We start from the raw sequence: 16,368 nt of genomic DNA on the forward strand, positions 1-16,368 counted from the left end.
CTGCTTACCTCAACTTCAGGGTGGCTAATCCCAGCAGAACCAGGAACAAAGAGATAATCCAGAAACGCACTATCACTCTGGGCTCGGGCCAACCTTTCAATTCATAATGGTGGTGTATGGGTGCCATACGGAAAATCCGCTGGCCCCGCAGCTTATAGGATCCAACCTGAAGGATGACTGACAAAGTCTCCATTACAAACACACCACCCATGATCACCAGCAAAATCTCCTGGCGTACCAGTACGGCCATGGTGCCGAGCGCAGCCCCCAGTGACAGCGAGCCTACATCACCCATAAACACTTGAGCCGGATAGGTGTTGAACCACAGGAAACCAAGACCGGCACCCACTATTGCGGTACAGACGATCACCAGTTCACCGGCTCCCGGCAGATGTGGAATATGCAAATAGCCGGCAAATTGCGCGTGGCCGGAGAGGTAGGCAATAAGCGCAAACGCCGCCGCGACCATGACGGTAGGCATAATCGCCAAACCATCGAGGCCGTCGGTCAGGTTAACCGCATTGCTCGAACCCACTATGGTGAAATAGGCCAGCACCACAAAAAACAGCCCCAGCTGCGGCATCACATCCTTGAAGAAAGGCACTACCAATTGAGTTTCACCGGGCAAGGCCGCGGTAGCGTAGAGATAAAAGGCCACCGCAATCGCCGCCAGCGATTGTAAAATGTACTTCCACCTGGCTACCAGCCCCTTGGGATCCTTACGCACCACCTTGCGATAATCATCAAGGAAGCCGATAAGGCCAAAGCTGCCCAGAACGAATAACATCACCCAGACATAGCGGTTACCGAGATCGCCCCACAGCAGGACACTGATAAAGATCCCCGCCAGCACCAGTAATCCACCCATAGTTGGGGTGCCACGCTTACTGAAATGTGACTCAGGGCCATCGTTACGCACCACCTGGCCTATCTGCAACAACTGCAAACGCTCGATCAACTTGGGCCCCCACCAGAGTGCGAAGCTGAGGGCGGTCAACAACCCCAGAATGGCTCTGAAGGTCAAATAGGAAAACACGTTAAACCCGGTATAAAACTGGGTTAGATACTCCGCCAGATACACCAGCATCTACACTAACTCCCCACGCCCGAAGGCTGATTTAAGGGCCTCGACCACACGTTCCATACGCATGCTGCGTGACCCCTTGACCAATACAGTGACACTCCCTGGTAACTGATTGATATATTCGATTAAATTTTCCACCAAACGCCCTTGGGTATCCAGATGTTCCGTACCAAACCCCTGGCTGGTGTTCTGGGTTAATTGACCGCAGCAAAACAGGGCATCTATCCCGGCCTCTCGGGCATACTCACCCAGCTCGCGATGCAAAAGGGGGGCATTGTCGCCTAATTCCCCTAAATCGCCCAGTACCAGAATGCGATTTCCGTGAATTTCGTGAAGCCAGTTGATCGCCGCCTTGACCGAAGCCGGATTGGCGTTGTAGCTATCATCGATCAGCTGCACCCGCCCAAGCTCTGTGGGCAACATGCGTCCCTTGACCGGCTGCATCTGTTGCAAGCCGGAGATAATGCTTGCCATATCCAGGCCCAGCGCCAGGCAAACCGAAGTTGCTGCCAGGGCGTTAGCCACCTGATGTCGTCCGGCCAGCGGCAACACCAGCGGATACTCCTGCTGCTGCCAGCAAAGAATGCAGCGATAACGCCCCGAGGCATCGGCCTGTAGATCTTTGGCTGTCAGTTCGGCTGCTGCGTCAATGCCATAGCTTAACTGACGGTAGCCTAACGCAGCCTGACGCATTACCTCGGCGTATCTGTCATCGGCATTGATAATGGCACAGCCGTCCGCGGCCAAGTGATTGAAAATCTCGGATTTGGCCGCCGCCACACCGGCCTCTGAGCCAAACCCTTCGAGATGGGCGCTGGCGACATTGTTCACCAGGGCAACATCCGGGCGCACTATGGCCGAGGTGTAATCAATTTCACCCTTGTGATTGGCGCCAAGCTCAAATACCGCATATTCGTGTTCAGGCTCCAGCCGCAAGGCAGTCAGCGGCACGCCTATGTCGTTGTTGAAGTTACCTGCGGTGTAGAGCACCTTGGCATATTGCGACAATATAGTCGCCAACATCTCCTTGACGCTGGTCTTGCCGTTGGAGCCGGTCAAGGCAACGCACTTGAGTGAAACCAAACTGCGCACCATGGTCGCCAGTTGTCCCAGGGCCTGATGAGGGTCGGCCACCAGTAGCTGAGGCACATCGAGTGCCAATTCACGGCTGACCAGAAGCGCCGCGGCGCCATTTTTGACCGCCGTTGGCGCAAACTCATGGGCGTCGAAACGCTCACCCTTGAGGGCGATAAACAAACCTTGGGTGCCTATATCGCGGCTATCTGTGCTGACACTCTCAATCAGCTGCTCTGCGGCAGTTGCCGGAATCAATTTGGCATTCAGCGCCGTTGCTATTTGTTGCAGGGTCAAAGGGATCATGCCTTGCCTCCGCTAAGTTCCAGTGCCAAGGCCCGCTCATCATAGTGGTGACGGCTTCCTGCAACTTCCTGATAGGTTTCATGGCCTTTACCGGCTAATAAGATCACATCTCCCGCCTCGGCCTGGGCGCAAACCTGTTTAATGGCGGTCACCCTATCGACACAGGAGAGTGCCGACTCGGGGCGAGTCAGCCCGGCCATAACTTCATCAATGATGGTTTGCGGATCTTCGCTGCGAGTATTGTCGCTGGTGACCATCAAGCGGTCGGCAAAAGCCTCGGCGGCGCGGGCCATCAGCGGCCGCTTGCCCTTGTCACGATCGCCGCCGCAACCAAAGACACACCAGAGGCGGTTGTCGGTATGCAGCCGCAGCGCCTTGAGCGCTTGCTCCAGCGCATCCGGGGTGTGGGCATAATCCACCACCAGCGAAAAACCTATTCTCGACGGGAAACACTCCATCCGTCCGGGCACGGGTTTCAGAGCCGGTGACAGCGACAGCAGCTTTTGCAGCGGATAACCCATGGCATACAGCGCCGTCAACGCCGCCAACAGATTGGAGAGATTGAATTCGCCCAGCAGCGGGGTTTCCAGCACACCTTTACCTTCCGGCCAGTGGATCTCGGCGCGTACGCCCTTGGCGTGATATTGAGGGTTAACAGCAATAACTGCCGCTCTGGGATCTTGCTTAATGCTATAGCCGAGCAACTTGGCCTTGGGTAATTCCTCAAACCAAGCCTGTCCTGTGGCGTCATCCAGGTTAATCACAGCGTGTTTGAGACTGGCAAACCGCATTAGCCTCAATTTGGCGGCGGCATAAGCCTCCATAGTCTGGTGATAATCCAAATGATCCCGGCTCAGGTTGGTAAACACCGCCACTTCAAAGGGCGCGGCTTCTACCCGTCCCTGCACCAAACCGTGGCTGGATACTTCCATGGCACAGACGCTGACATCCATCTGCTCAAAAGCCTTGAGCTGGGCCATTACGGCTAAGGCATCACTAGTAGTATTGGTCGCTTCCTGGAGTTCCCCCAGCAAACCGTTCCCCAAAGTGCCCATGACACCGGCCTTTTCGCCGAGCAAAGACACCCACTGGGCGATTAGCTGGCTGACGGAAGTCTTGCCATTGGTGCCGGTAATCCCCACCAAACGTGGCTTGGCCGCGTGAATGCCATAGAACTGGGCCGCCAGCGCCGATAGCTGCCGACTCAGTTGAAAAAAATAAATGGTTAAACCTTGCTCCCGCTCTACCTTGCCGTGGGCATCCGGATCGTCCGTATGCAACAAGGCAGCCGCGGCTCCCTTGTTGAAGGCGGCGGCAACATACTCCCGACCATCGGCCTGATGTCCGGGAACGGCCACAAAAAGGCCACCTTCAACTACTTTCCGACTGTCGAGACAGGGCTCGGCCACCGCCTCCGCGCCGGAGTAATGAAACCAGGGAGCCAGCAGATCCCGCAATAACATCATTCTGCTCTCCTAGGTACCTGAGCCAGTTGTACGCGAGCATCATCACTCACAGGCTCCACATTCAACATCTGCAACGCGCCGGACATCACCTTGCCAAACACAGGTGCCGCCACCACGCCGCCGTAATATCTATCCCCTTTGGGCTCGTTGATCACCACCACCATGGCGAGCCTGGGGTTGTTGGCCGGCGCAACACCGGCAAACAGGGCGACATAATCATCGCCATAGCCACCGGCTATCGCCTTACGACTGGTGCCCGACTTACCGGCAACCGGATAGCCCTCAATATGAGCCCGGGTACCTGTGCCGCCCTTCTCGGTCACGCCCACCAACATGTTGATCACATCGCGGGCCACGTCCGGGGCTATCACCCGGGTGCCTTCCGGCGGTTGCTTCAGTTTAAGAATCGATACCGGGTAAAGTATGCCGCCGCTGCCCAGAGTGGCGTACATTCGCGCCAACTGCAGCGGGGTGGCTGTCAGACCATAACCAAAAGATAGAGTCGCCCGTTCAAAGTCAGACCATCTGTGTCTGTCCTGCACCAAACCGGCACTCTCGCCGGTCAGGTTGATCCCTGAATAGTTGCCGAGCCCCATGGACTGATAGGTGCCCAGCAGTTGCTGCACCGGCATTTCCAGCGCCAACTTACTGATCCCCACGTTACTGGACTTGATCAAAATCTTCGCCAATGACATATCGCCATAGTTGCGGACATCCCGCACCTGCCGGCCACCAATACGCATCCAACCGGGTGATGTCGGGATCAGCTCATCATTCTTGACGATCCCGGCCTCCAACGCTGCCACCACCACAAAGGGTTTCACCGTCGAACCGGGCTCAAAGGTGTCTGTCAGGGCGCGGTTACGCATCCTGTGGCTCTGCAGGTTTTCCCGCGAGTTGGGGTTATAGGAGGGAGTGTTGACCATCGCCAGCACTTCGCCCGTGTGTACATCCAGTACCACCACGGAACCGGATGTTGCCTGGTTCATTTCGGTGGCACGCTTGAGCTCACGGTAAGCCAACTGCTGAATACGCTGATCTATGCTGAGCACCAGATCGTTGGGACTCTCGCCCTCCTGGATGATATCCAGCCGCTCAACCACCCGGCCGTCACGGGACTTGCGCACTTTCTGTTTGGAGGGAGTGCCTGTCAGCCAACTATTGTAGGTGTTTTCAATGCCTTCGATGCCGACATCATCGATATTGGTGATCCCGACCAGCTGAGCACTGATCTCGCCAGCCGGATAGTAACGGCGTGACTCGGACTTAAGGTAGATACCGGGTAGCTTCAGCTGCTCGATATAGTGCGCGACCGCCGGGGTAACCTGGCGCTTGAGATAGGTAAAACGTTTCCTGGGGTTGGACTGCACTCTGGCCAGCAACTCATCCAGCGGCTCGTGCAATACATCGGCCAGCGCCCGCCAGCGGCGCATGTCATTGAAGCCATCCTTGTCGTGAACCACCTTGGGGTCGGCGTAGACGGCACGCACCGGCACACTGACGGCCAACATCTCGCCGTTGCGGTCGGTAATAAGCCCTCTTTGCACCTGGTTGGAAGTGGTTCGCAAAGTGCGCATATCACTCTCATGACGCAGTTTTTCCGGCTCTATTACCTGAATGTAGGCAGCGCGTCCCACCAGTGAGACAAACAACAGACAAACAAAAGCCACCACCACCTGCAGTCGCCAGTGGATCAGTTGGGGCTTTTGAATCCTTTTAGCCTGTTTTCTCATGGAAGTCTCACTACCACCTCTTCATTGGGTAAGGGCCTTATCATGTCCAATTCCTTGGTCGCTATCCGGGTTATCCGGCTATGCTCAGCCTGCGACTGCTCTTCCAGCAACAGGTTGCGCCATTCGATATCCAAGCGATCCCTTTCCTGTAACAGCTTGTCCAACTCACTGGTCTGGGTACGACTGATATGGCTGGTATATACCACGGCAACCGCATTCCCCAACACCAGCATGCCCAGCAAAAGAATCCATTTGTGCTGCCAAAGATCCCGCAGCACTATGCGCGCCAGATTGAGTTGCGACTTACTCACCGCCACCTCAGTAGGGCAAACGCTCGGCAATTCTGAGTACAGAACTGCGGGCCCGGGCATTAACGGCAATCTCTTCATCCGACGGTTTCATCGCCTTGCCTATGGGCAACAACTGCCGTGAGCGGTTGAGCTCGGCCTCGGTCACCGGCAAGCCGTAAGGCACTTCCTCGCCTTTGCTGTGACGGCGGATAAAGCGCTTCACCATGCGATCTTCAAGAGAATGGAAGCTGATGATCGACAGTCGGCCCTTGGGCGCCAGTACCGTCAATGCACCTTCCAGCGCCTGATCTATCTGATCCAGCTCGCTGTTGATATAGATACGAATCGCCTGAAACACCCGGGTTGCCGGATGCTTGTTACGTTCTTTGTGTTTGGTGATCCTTTCGATCAAGCCGGCCAAATCTTTGGTGCGTAAAAACGGTTTTTCATCACGGTCAGCGGCGATGCAACGGGCAATATGGCGGGCATTTTTCTCTTCACCATAGGTCTTGAACACCCAGGCCATATCTTCAATCTCTGCTCTGGCGAGCCACTGTGCCGCCGTTTGCCCCTGACTGTTATCCATCCGCATATCGAGTGGGCCATCACGCAGAAAACTAAAGCCACGTTCGGCATCGTCCAGTTGCGGCGATGACACACCGAGATCCAGCAAGACGCCGTCTATCTTGCCCACTAGCCCAAGTTGCTCAACATAGTCGGCCAACTGGCCGAAACCGCCATGAACTATGGAGAAACGCGGGTCATCGGCGAACTGTTTCGCGGCTTCAATGGCCGCCGGGTCTCTGTCGATGGCGATCAGTCGTCCTTGAGGCCCCAGGCGGGCAAGGATCTGACGTGAGTGTCCACCCCGACCGAAAGTACCGTCGATATAGATGCCATCTGGGCGGATATTGAGCCCGTCTACCGTTTCTTGAAGCAGGACAGACAGGTGGGCAAAGTTTTGGCTCATCACTCTCTTCTTTAATCTGGTCTCACTCATCAGAGTGAGAAATCGGCCAGCCGCTCACTGGCGGTCAATCCCTGGCTCTTAATCATCTCCAGGCTGTCGGCCAACTGCTGCTGCCAGACCTGTTCATCCCAGAGTTCGAATTTGTTCAACTGCCCGACCAACATGGTCTTCTTTTCCAAGGAGGCATATTGTCTGAGCGGCGGAGTCAACAAAACCCGGCCATTGGTATCCAACTCACATTCCTGGGCATAACCCAGCATCAGGCGTTTCATCGCCCGCTCCTGCGGTTGGAAATCAGACAAACCGAGCAGTTTGTCGGCAACTTTGTTCCATTCGTTTACCGGATAGATCAACAGACAGGGAGATTGGATATCCACAGTAATCACCAGCTTGCCCTGATGATCGGCATGCAGAGGCTCGCGGTATCGCGTTGGCATAGCGATCCGCCCCTTGGCATCCAGATTCAAAGCACTTGCGCCGGAAAACACTTGGTTTCATCCTTGTTCAGTTAATAGATCCACAAATATCCACAAATTCCCACAGATGCTAAGTTTAGGGACAGTCAACAAGGATTGTCAAGCAATGCAAACTCGAATAAAGCCAGTCACCAAGCGGGTTAGCAGCGTGTCACAACATTTTTTACATTAGCGAATTCCAAGTGGCAAAAAGTGGTGCAAACGCACCTGTCAGGGGAAAATTTCGACACAGGCCAGGAAGATTTTCACAGTGAAAAGAGATGATTGTGGAGAAGTTTCCCAAAATTGAGCATGTGAGTAATACGATCCAGCGCAAACTTTGTCATGGCTCCAAGAACCCAGAACAAAACACTAAAGGCACAGAAAAGCAGATTTACCCCTTATAACCTAAAGCCGTCAGGTCATTCGGCGAACCGCTATTGTGAATGCAAAGAAGCAATTTATTCTTACCCCAAAAGCCCAAGGAACCAGAAACAACAATAACAGTCTAAATTTTAAACACTCCTGGCCGATAAAAGGATATAAGGCTTACAGACAATGCGGTGTTCAACTAAAAAAACACCGTTAAATCAGGGGGGACATCATGGGATTAGACAGCATTTACGCCATGTTGGCACGCCCGGTCAAAGCGGTATTTCAGCCCAAACGCGAAGTGGAGCAGGTCAAGACCAGCTCAGCTATAGCGCCCGACAGCCACGAAGCCCCGCAATCGCAACTGCCTCCCGAGATAGACAAACGTGAAAGAATCGGCGATCGCCGCAAAGAACAAAAAGGCTTTGCCCGCGAGCGGCGCAAACATAACCGTCGTAGGGAAGATGAGGCAAAAAATGAATCCAGGCCTCAAGAAGAAGGCAAGGGTCAGATCATAGATATCGATGTCTGACCCTGCCCACTGGGGCCATTGAATCAAGGCTTCACAGCTGCGCCGCCACCCGTTGACGTATCTCGGCCAGATTGGTTTCGCGAAGCAGTTTGCCATCCTCATAAACGGTTTGCAGCAGCCCCTGGGCTTCTTCAGTCACCGAAACATCGTCTCTCAGCACCAGCTCCCCGTCTTGCATAACCACTTGCAGTAGCCCTTTGGCGGAACGCTTTTGGTTATCTGTCTTGGGCGCCTTGAAAATAGCCAGCGGCTCGCCGTCTTTTATCACATGAGTCGCCTTGACTGCCGAGCCATGGGTATCCCGGGTGACATACTGATAGCTGTATGAGCCAATCCCCAGCACGACTTTGGAAGCAAAACCTTTATCCATTAAACGCTGCAGTATTTGTCGTTGGCGCTCAAGCGTGATGGCATCGCCATAGATGGCACCCACATGGCTATCCAATAGCTTGTAACCCTTGTCGGTCAAGGTGCCACCAAAAATGTCCCACAGGCACTCGATAAGCCCCTTCACCTCGCAGGCCATCAGGATTTGACGCTGCAGACCGATAAACTCACCATACCAACTTATCGCCTCATAACCGCTATCGGCCGCCTTTTGCAAGGCTTCATCCAGGCCGCATTCGCGGATAAGTGATTCAGGCGCCAGCTTATAACCGCTGAGAATGGTCACAGGATCACCGGAATCGGGACGGATAACCAGGGTGCCGTCACGCTCGAGGATCTCCTGCTTGAGTTCAGGTAAGTATTGAGTCACCAGAGTCCAGAAATCCCAGGTATCGGACACCACACTGAGGATCCCCTTGGGAGACTGGGTCTGCATCAGATAACGGAAGAAGGCGATCTCCCCTTCGAGGATCCAGGAACAGGTCACCGAGTGCTCGGTGGCATCCACTGAGGCGCCAACCAACTCCTTATCGACATCGGCACCATAGTACTTCTCGGCAAACAGCACCGCCGGAATGGTGTCGGTTCCAACAAAGCCGCTGGCCAAATGGCCAAAACCACTCATGGCGGCGGCCTGCTTACCGAACATGCCGCGAAAACTGAAGTCATGCCCCTGAAACGCTATCATCTCGGCGGGCAGGCCTGTCTTATCGGCGAACTCTTTAAAGGTACGCAGGTAAGCAACGGCCGTGGTGGCACTGGTTTGTATCGGCCAGTTTTCACAACTGAGCACAGTTTCTATCATGTTGGTCAGCCAGGGGAAATCCGGATGGGTGTTGACTATGGTCAACGGCGGCACCAGATAAGGCACCAGAGTGCCCTCTTCCAGCGCCTTGATCCTCAGCGGTAAATACCCAAGGTCGTGGAGTTTTTCCAGATAAGAGACATCAACGCTATACCCCAGCATGGCACTGAGTATGCGCTTATGGGCGGCCACCGCCTGCGCCTTGGGCTGACGAAAGAAGCTGTCCCACTCCTCCATTAAATAGCTCTTGATAAAATACTGCAGTCCAATAAAAGCGACCTTATCATTATCCATTATGTTGGCATTGCGACCGCTGCGGGAAGTGAAGTTGGCATACACCTCTGTCACCTGAGGATGATAGGCGCGACCATGAAACTCTTTGTAGACATCCTTCTGCATTGAGGGGGCGATGATACTCATAATAAACTCCTTTTATTCGAACAGTTTCAAGGTGTGCAGCTCGACAATTTGCGACTCAAACGGATGCAATGGGCGCAGCGAATCTGTGGTAAACACGGCATCAATCAAACCTTCCAGCGGCTCTATTCCGCGAGAAAATAGGCCATGGGTCACATAGAGTCCCACTCGGGCGGCGCCTTTTTGTTTCAAAAGCCGCGCCAGCTCGATAAAGGTTCTGCCACCATCGCAAATATCATCCAGGATCAGCAAACTGCGGCCAGCGACATCGGCGTCCAACTCGGATGCCAATATAGCGCCCGTCGCTGGATCCCGACGTTTACTGGCCTGAAACACTTCGGCCTCAATCCCGGCGGCACTCAGCGCATCGGCAACCTTGGCAATCTTGTGGCTGGCGCCCTTGTCCGGTGCCAGCAGCGCCGCCTGGTGGCTTTGCAGCCACTGCTTCAGTTGCGCAAACTGACAAACCAGCTGCGCCTGATGTACCTGCTCGGCCTCCAGCAGTTGCTCACTGACCGCCGAGTGCAGATCCCAACAGCGGATCTGGCTGAAGCCGGCATTTCGCAGCACCCCCGCCATCACGGCGGCGGAAAAAGCTTCACCTGCGACGCAAACCCTGTCTTGGCGGGCATAGGGGAAATAGGGAAGTTGCAGTGAAACCTGAATGCCGGGGGCGGCGCGGTCCAAAGCATCTTTGATCAGCAGCAGCTGCATGATGGCATCACTGCTCTGCAACCTGGCGTAGATAATCGCGCTCTGTAGCTGTTGTCGATCAAAACCTGCCAAACGCACATGCTGCTCACCACCGGCAAACTGCCATTGCTCAACAGTCAAAGCCTGTCGGGTCGCATCTTTGTTTACTAGCTCAATACTGATATCCATATCGCTCACCACTAAGTGTCTTAATGACACTTAACCTAAAGCAACAACTTAGAGCGGTCAAGCTTATTTTGAGTCTATAGGACACTTATTTAAAAAAAGAATTAAACCAATAGCTAAGATAGTGATAAACCAAAAAATCTCGAATGGAGTTCAAGCTTCCAGGTTGCGTACAAAGCGATAATCGGCGGCTTCAGGCAATACCCGGTAGAGCTGGGGTGGGCGACCGACTTCGGCCCGGCCCTCGCCACAGGGGGCGAGCACGCCGGCCTGCTCGATTCGCCGCCGGAAGGATTTCTTCTGCAGTGGCTTGCCCAGGATGGCCTCATGCACTCGCTGCAATTCGGCCAGGGTAAACAATTCCGGCAGGGCAAAAGCCGCCACCAGGCTGTAGAGCGCCTTTTGGCGTAAGCGCTCCTGTGCCAAGGCTATGATCTCGGCGTGATCAAAGGCCAAGTGTTCGGGCAGCGACTGCAAGCTGAACCAGCGGCTCTCTTCAGACCCTTCCATGACGGGGTCAAGATGAGGCATCAGCGCATAATAGCTGATGGTGACCGACCAGCCTCTGGGATCCCGGCGGCCATTGCCTATACTCTGTAACTGCTCCAGGTAGGGCGGCACTATCCCGGTCTTTTGCTTAAGTTTGCGCTTGGCCGAAGCATCGATATCCTGATCCTGCTGCAGATCGATAAAGCCTCCCGGCAATGCCCACATCCCCTTGCAGGGAAACCCGGAACGCTTGACCAAGAGCACACACAATTGCCCTTCTTGCACACAGAGCAGCACGCTATCGACACTGGTTAGCGGCAGCGGATAATCATGGATATTGTATTGCGCCAGATATTCGTCTTCGGTCGTCACTGTCATGGCGGGCTCACTTTGGTGTCTTTGGGGCACTATTTTGAGTCACTATTCAATGGGAGACAATAACAGCCGACAAGAAACCGCCCGGCACATCACAGTTCCTCGGTTTCATGCCAGTGGCGACACCTGTCCACCGCCTTTTGCCAACCGCGGTAATACAGCTCCCGCCGTCCTTCATCCATGGCCGGCTCGAAGCAACGTTCAACATCGCTCCGGTGAGAAAGATCTTCCACCGAGCCCCAGAAACCACAGGCAAGACCGGCCAAAAATGCCGCGCCCATGGCGGTAGTTTCGGTCAAGGCCGGCCGCAGTACTTGAGTATCTGTGATATCGGCCTGAAACTGCATCAGGAAGTCGTTACTCACGGCGCCGCCATCCACCCTCAGTTGCTTGAGTGCAACCGCGCTGTCTTTACTCATGGCATCCAGCAGATCCCGGCTCTGATAGGCGATGGATTCCAGCGCCGCACGTATGATGTGGTTGCGGTTTACCCCGCGGGTCAATCCTTGCAAGGAGCCGCGGGCGTTGGCATCCCAGTAAGGGGCTCCCAGCCCAACAAATGCCGGCACCAGATAAACCCCATTGGTATCTTCTACCTTGGAGGCAAAGTACTCTGTGTCCTGGGCATCACGAATAAGCCCCAACTCGTCCCTCAGCCACTGTATGGTCGCGCCGCCCATAAATACCGAGCCTTCCAGCGCGTATTGCACCTCACCCTTGGGGCCTACAGCCACTGTGGTCAGCAACCCATGCTCTGAGCGCACCGCCTTGTCACCTGTGTTCATCAGCAAAAAGCAGCCGGTGCCATAGGTATTCTTGGCCATGCCGGGTTCGACGCACAGCTGGCCGAACAGCGCCGCCTGCTGATCCCCGGCCATACCGGCGATAAGAATTTCACTGCCCTCACCGGCAATCCGGGTTGTGCCATAAACAGCCATAGACGGCTTGACCTCGGGCAACAACGAAGCAGGGATGTCCAGCGCCTGTAACAGGGTCTGATCCCAGCATTGTTTGTGGATGTTGTAGAGCATGGTGCGCGACGCATTGGTGGGGTCGGTCACATGCACCTTGCCCTCGGTCAGCTTCCATACCAGCCAGCTGTCGATAGTGCCAAAGAGCAACTCGCCTCTTTCGGCCCGCTCGCGGGCACCCTCGACATTATCCAGCAGCCACTTAATCTTGGTGGCTGAAAAATAGGGATCCAGTAACAAACCTGTATTGTCGCGGACATAGTCCTGCAACCCCTCGGCCTTGAGCTGCTCACAGATCTCCTTGCTACGCCGGCACTGCCAAACAATGGCGTTGGCAATCGGCTTACCCGTGAGCTTATCCCAGATGACAGTGGTTTCCCGCTGATTGGTGATGCCGATGGCTGCCACTTCGTCACTGTGGATCCCGGCGCGGGCAATGACTTCTATCAGTGTCGAACTCTGGGATGCCCAGATTTCCATGGGATCATGCTCGACCCAGCCGGGTTGTGGGTAGTGCTGACTGAACTCCCGCTGGGAGACGGCCACGATATTGGCCTGCTGATCGAAAATAATCGCCCGTGAGCTGGTCGTGCCCTGATCCAGGGCAATAATATATTTTTTTTGCACGTGAAAGCTTTCTTGGGTGGCTGAATTAATTTTGCTGCCAGGGCTGATCGCCCCGGGGTAAGCCGATTTCCGCTTCGGGAATATCACACTCCTGCGCCGGGTAATACCAGACGGCGGCAATCTTATCGCCCCTCAAGCTATAAACGCCCATATTACATTGGCTGTGTTGTTCGCCATCCTGTTGCCAGCTGACCTTTTCCAAGGTGCTGACATAGTTACCCGAACTCAGCGAGCCAAGAATACTGGCCTTGGCCCCCGGCAAAGTTTGAAAATAGTCGGTCATCGCCGCGCCCAACTCCGAATGCCCGGAAGCCTGCAGATCGACCTTGGTGATGCTGACATTAAACCAAGTCACCTCTTCGGTGGTTTGCGCCAGCATCAGCTCAATCTTTTGCTCATTGAACCCCTGAATAAACAAACTGACAGGATCGGACTCGGCCAAACTCGGCATTGAAATCAGTGAGATAGCGCTGGCAAACAAGAATGGATATTTCATGGGCTTATTATTCTTTTGTTGGCAATAGCATGAATATAAGCCCTGAGACCGGCCACGCCAAGTATAAAACAGCCTTAGATCTAACCTTGGTGACCATCAAGCCGATCTGGCCTGCCTGACAGATATGAAAAAGCCCCGCTCGGCGGGGCTCTTGTCTCATTCCTTGGCTGGAATGGTATTACATCTTGTAGGTCACTTGCAGACCCGCCAACCAGACGTGGCCGCTGGCATCGCCCTGGAAGGCAACCTGAGCCAGGCCCATCAAATCTTGAGTCTCTGTGATAGGAGCATCACCGTGGGCACGGATATAGGTCAGACCCAGATCCACTGTCAGGTTCTTGCTGGGCGCATAACCGGCACCGACACTGAACCAGAGACGGTCGGTATCTGGAATAGTGATGGTACGGTATTCATCGTCAACCGCTGTCTTATCCAGAGCAACACCGGCACGCAGCAACCATGCGTTGTTCAGCTGGTAGCTGGTACCCAGAGCAAAGCGCCAGTTGTCTTTGAAGTTTTCTTCCTTAACCAGATCGGATTCCAGGCCACCGACAGGCTTCTGCTCGCCGGGGAAATACGCCACCAGCTTGTTGAACACGCTCCAGTCGGTCCAGTTGATGCTGGCATGCATCGCCCAGTTGTCGGTCAACTGATGGTAAGAAGCCAGCTCGGCAAATGCCGGCAACTCCAATGGCAGGTAACCATCCACCTCGGCATTACCGCCTGTATAGACCAGGCCGCGCGCCTGACCGTCCAGATCCAGCTCAACGTGGCTGTGATAGGCGATGCCCAAGCGATGATCAGGGTTGATCTGCCAGCTGGCCCCCAGCTGCCATCCATAACCGAAATCATCGCCTTCCAGATGCTTAAGCTCAGTGCCGGCGGCAGGCAAACGCGAGGTCACCTCTGCAGGCAAGCCAGGGATGGCACGAACACCTTCAATCCAGCCTGGAACCGAAGCACCGATTTCACCGTCACCATATACGCCGCGCAAACCGGCACCCACAGTGAAACGCTCATCAATACGGTAAGCGATATTGGTATTCAGCTCTACTGTGGTAATGGCTGTCTTGTTACCGAAAATGGAGGCCGCATGGGCGGCCGGCAGTTCGGTAGACAAACCATAGTTGGAGTTCAGAGCCAGGCCCCAGGTCCAGCTGTCGTTGAGCTGGTTGGAGTAATAGAAGTTAGGTACTGCGGCGTTGTCTGCCACATCGAGCGCATCGGCATTCATGGTGATAGATTGCGGCAGCAAAGGAGATGCCAGCGAAACCTGGCCTGTGGCGTCAACGTCCGGCATCACATAGATGGCCCCGGCAGAGATCTGCCGACCTTCAAGATAGCTGAGCATGGCAGGGTTACGCCCCTGAACCGCTGGGTTATCGGCCATGGCCGCTTCACCGGCGAAGGCTCGTCCAAGTCCGGTCGCGGAAGATTCCGCCAGTTGGAAACCCGCCGCTTGTACCTGAGTCGTTGCACCCACAAAGCTGGCCGCAATGGCGACAGCAATAAGTTGTTTCTTCATTGTTATTCTCTGCCTGTTCATTTAGCAATTTCTAAATAGAGTAATCACTCCATTTTGTTGCGGCGCAGTTTACTGACACAGAATATCTTTGCAAGCAGAAGGCAAAAAACAGAGTAAAACACCAAAAAAATCACCACATAAAGACAAGAAAGTGACAAAGATCACTTCAAGAGTGCTTAAAACAGAGAATAAATGGCATTAATGTTTGCTAAAAAGGATTGAAAAATCACTATAAAATCAACATAAACTATTGAAAAATAATACAACTAAAACAAAAACCCATAAAAACACTTGTTCACTTAATTTAAACCAGACAAACAGCATAAATCACTAAGCATTCAAAGCTCTAGTCTGCCGCCCTATAGATAAAACAATCAAACAATTGTTTTTAAATGACAAATTATAGTTTAAGACGGTCAACATACTTGTTTGGAACACAAGAGAGCAGCCCAGTTACCAAGCCACTGGTCTGCTCTTGTACAAGTGTACGCTGAATATACAGATTGGATCAGGCCCGCCAGCCCGGCAGCCCGGCTTCATAATCGGCAATGGCCTGCTCATGGGACAGAGTCAGGCCGATAGCATCCAATCCATTGAGCAGCTTATGACGGGCAGATTCAGCCAGTTGAAATACAAAGCGTTTCCCGGAGGGTGAAACAACCTGACACTGCTGCAGGTCAACCTTGATTTCACTGCCTTCGGTCGCCGTTACCTCCTCAAATAACTGCTGCACCTCAGCGGCCTCAAGGATCACCGGCAATAACCCATTATTGATGGCATTGCCGTAAAAGATATCGGCAAAGCTGGGCGCAATAATCACCCGCAAACCATAATCGGCCAGGGCCCAAGGCGCGTGTTCACGGCTGGAACCACAACCGAAGTTTTCCCGCGCCAGTAAAATGGAGGCTCGCTGATATCTGGGCTGATTCATCACAAAGGCAGGATCCGGCTGCTCACCGGCATCGTCCAGATAGCGCCAGTCGTGAAAAAGATGGACACCGAAGCCATCCTTGGTGACCTTGGATAGAAACTGTTTGGGGATGATCTGATCCGTATCCACATTGGCGCTATCCAATGGCACCGCAATTCCCTGATGAATAGTAAAAGCCTGCATT

Annotated in this window: 15 protein-coding genes; 1 reads left to right on the plus strand and 14 read right to left on the minus strand. The window is 54.1% G+C overall.

Annotated features, from left to right (window positions below):
* Positions 1–4 precede the first annotated feature (4 nt).
* From mraY to mraZ, 7 genes are read right to left on the minus strand one after another with little or no spacing between them, the layout of a single operon-like run.
* Positions 5–1,087, minus strand: a complete 1,083-nt coding sequence (mraY, locus tag ACMHXH_RS00080) for a phospho-N-acetylmuramoyl-pentapeptide-transferase (protein ID WP_039035204.1) — start codon at positions 1,085–1,087, stop codon at positions 5–7.
* Positions 1,088–2,464, minus strand: a complete 1,377-nt coding sequence (locus tag ACMHXH_RS00085; RefSeq protein ID WP_335912519.1) for a UDP-N-acetylmuramoyl-tripeptide--D-alanyl-D-alanine ligase — start codon at positions 2,462–2,464, stop codon at positions 1,088–1,090.
* Complete coding sequence (gene murE, locus ACMHXH_RS00090) at positions 2,461–3,930, minus strand: UDP-N-acetylmuramoyl-L-alanyl-D-glutamate--2,6-diaminopimelate ligase (RefSeq protein WP_335912521.1); 1,470 nt, start codon at positions 3,928–3,930, stop codon at positions 2,461–2,463. Before murE ends, ACMHXH_RS00085 begins: the two co-directional genes overlap by 4 nt.
* Positions 3,927–5,663 (minus strand): penicillin-binding transpeptidase domain-containing protein, encoded by a 1,737-nt coding sequence (locus ACMHXH_RS00095; protein ID WP_039035207.1) that lies wholly within the window; start codon positions 5,661–5,663, stop codon positions 3,927–3,929. The genes murE and ACMHXH_RS00095 overlap by 4 nt, the downstream gene beginning before the upstream one ends.
* Positions 5,660–5,974 carry a cell division protein FtsL gene (gene ftsL / locus ACMHXH_RS00100; RefSeq protein WP_039035250.1) on the minus strand — a complete coding sequence of 105 codons (315 nt, stop codon included), beginning with the start codon at positions 5,972–5,974 and terminating at the stop codon, positions 5,660–5,662. Before ftsL ends, ACMHXH_RS00095 begins: the two co-directional genes overlap by 4 nt.
* A gap of 7 nt (positions 5,975–5,981) precedes the next feature.
* Positions 5,982–6,923 carry a 16S rRNA (cytosine(1402)-N(4))-methyltransferase RsmH gene (gene rsmH, locus ACMHXH_RS00105; RefSeq protein WP_413737472.1) on the minus strand — a complete coding sequence of 314 codons (942 nt, stop codon included), beginning with the start codon at positions 6,921–6,923 and terminating at the stop codon, positions 5,982–5,984.
* A gap of 29 nt (positions 6,924–6,952) precedes the next feature.
* Complete coding sequence (gene mraZ / locus ACMHXH_RS00110; protein WP_039035209.1) at positions 6,953–7,411, minus strand: division/cell wall cluster transcriptional repressor MraZ; 459 nt, start codon at positions 7,409–7,411, stop codon at positions 6,953–6,955.
* Between the two features lie 571 nt (positions 7,412–7,982).
* Between mraZ and ACMHXH_RS00115 the strand changes: the two genes are divergently transcribed.
* Complete coding sequence (locus tag ACMHXH_RS00115; RefSeq protein ID WP_052248197.1) at positions 7,983–8,282, plus strand: hypothetical protein; 300 nt, start codon at positions 7,983–7,985, stop codon at positions 8,280–8,282.
* A 31-nt stretch (positions 8,283–8,313) separates the two neighbouring features.
* On the opposite strand, the gene ACMHXH_RS00120 is transcribed toward ACMHXH_RS00115, so the two are convergent.
* The 7 genes from ACMHXH_RS00120 to leuD form a co-directional block, all read right to left on the minus strand.
* Complete coding sequence (locus ACMHXH_RS00120) at positions 8,314–9,894, minus strand: nicotinate phosphoribosyltransferase (protein WP_101095157.1); 1,581 nt, start codon at positions 9,892–9,894, stop codon at positions 8,314–8,316.
* 12 nt (positions 9,895–9,906) lie between these two features.
* Entirely contained in the window at positions 9,907–10,773 is an 867-nt protein-coding gene (prs, locus tag ACMHXH_RS00125) for a ribose-phosphate diphosphokinase (RefSeq protein ID WP_335912522.1), read from the minus strand.
* 150 nt (positions 10,774–10,923) lie between these two features.
* Positions 10,924–11,637, minus strand: a complete 714-nt coding sequence (locus ACMHXH_RS00130) for an NUDIX hydrolase (protein ID WP_319619034.1) — start codon at positions 11,635–11,637, stop codon at positions 10,924–10,926.
* An 89-nt stretch (positions 11,638–11,726) separates the two neighbouring features.
* A complete protein-coding gene (gene glpK / locus ACMHXH_RS00135) occupies positions 11,727–13,232 on the minus strand; it encodes a glycerol kinase GlpK (protein WP_335912523.1) in 1,506 nt (501 codons plus the stop codon).
* 25 nt (positions 13,233–13,257) lie between these two features.
* Positions 13,258–13,728 carry a nuclear transport factor 2 family protein gene (locus ACMHXH_RS00140; protein ID WP_071476023.1) on the minus strand — a complete coding sequence of 157 codons (471 nt, stop codon included), beginning with the start codon at positions 13,726–13,728 and terminating at the stop codon, positions 13,258–13,260.
* A gap of 178 nt (positions 13,729–13,906) precedes the next feature.
* The gene (locus ACMHXH_RS00145) at positions 13,907–15,253 is read right to left on the minus strand and encodes an outer membrane protein transport protein (protein WP_335912525.1); all 1,347 of its coding nucleotides are present in this window, start codon (positions 15,251–15,253) and stop codon (positions 13,907–13,909) included.
* A gap of 508 nt (positions 15,254–15,761) precedes the next feature.
* On the minus strand, positions 15,762–16,367 hold the full coding sequence (gene leuD, locus ACMHXH_RS00150; RefSeq protein WP_144362119.1) for a 3-isopropylmalate dehydratase small subunit: 606 nt from the start codon (positions 16,365–16,367) through the stop codon (positions 15,762–15,764).
* Between the last annotated feature and the right edge of the window lies 1 nt (position 16,368).

This window comes from Shewanella sp. BJSY2023SW001 (genome assembly GCF_047314685.1).
Classification (GTDB): domain Bacteria; phylum Pseudomonadota; class Gammaproteobacteria; order Enterobacterales; family Shewanellaceae; genus Shewanella; species Shewanella indica.

Bases quoted from the DNA above. Each gene is read 5' to 3' on its own strand.
- rsmH (WP_413737472.1), bottom strand. From the start codon at position 6,923: ATGAGCCAAAACTTTGCCCACCTGTCTGTCCTGCTTCAAGAAACGGTA.
- murE (WP_335912521.1), bottom strand. From the start codon at position 3,930: ATGATGTTATTGCGGGATCTGCTGGCTCCCTGGTTTCATTACTCCGGC.
- ACMHXH_RS00085 (WP_335912519.1), bottom strand. From the start codon at position 2,464: ATGATCCCTTTGACCCTGCAACAAATAGCAACGGCGCTGAATGCCAAA.
- ACMHXH_RS00130 (WP_319619034.1), bottom strand. From the start codon at position 11,637: ATGACAGTGACGACCGAAGACGAATATCTGGCGCAATACAATATCCAT.
- ACMHXH_RS00115 (WP_052248197.1), top strand. From the start codon at position 7,983: ATGGGATTAGACAGCATTTACGCCATGTTGGCACGCCCGGTCAAAGCG.
- prs (WP_335912522.1), bottom strand. From the start codon at position 10,773: ATGGATATCAGTATTGAGCTAGTAAACAAAGATGCGACCCGACAGGCT.
- ACMHXH_RS00095 (WP_039035207.1), bottom strand. From the start codon at position 5,663: ATGAGAAAACAGGCTAAAAGGATTCAAAAGCCCCAACTGATCCACTGG.
- leuD (WP_144362119.1), bottom strand. From the start codon at position 16,367: ATGCAGGCTTTTACTATTCATCAGGGAATTGCGGTGCCATTGGATAGC.
- mraY (WP_039035204.1), bottom strand. From the start codon at position 1,087: ATGCTGGTGTATCTGGCGGAGTATCTAACCCAGTTTTATACCGGGTTT.
- ACMHXH_RS00145 (WP_335912525.1), bottom strand. From the start codon at position 15,253: ATGAAGAAACAACTTATTGCTGTCGCCATTGCGGCCAGCTTTGTGGGT.
- ACMHXH_RS00140 (WP_071476023.1), bottom strand. From the start codon at position 13,728: ATGAAATATCCATTCTTGTTTGCCAGCGCTATCTCACTGATTTCAATG.
- ACMHXH_RS00120 (WP_101095157.1), bottom strand. From the start codon at position 9,894: ATGAGTATCATCGCCCCCTCAATGCAGAAGGATGTCTACAAAGAGTTT.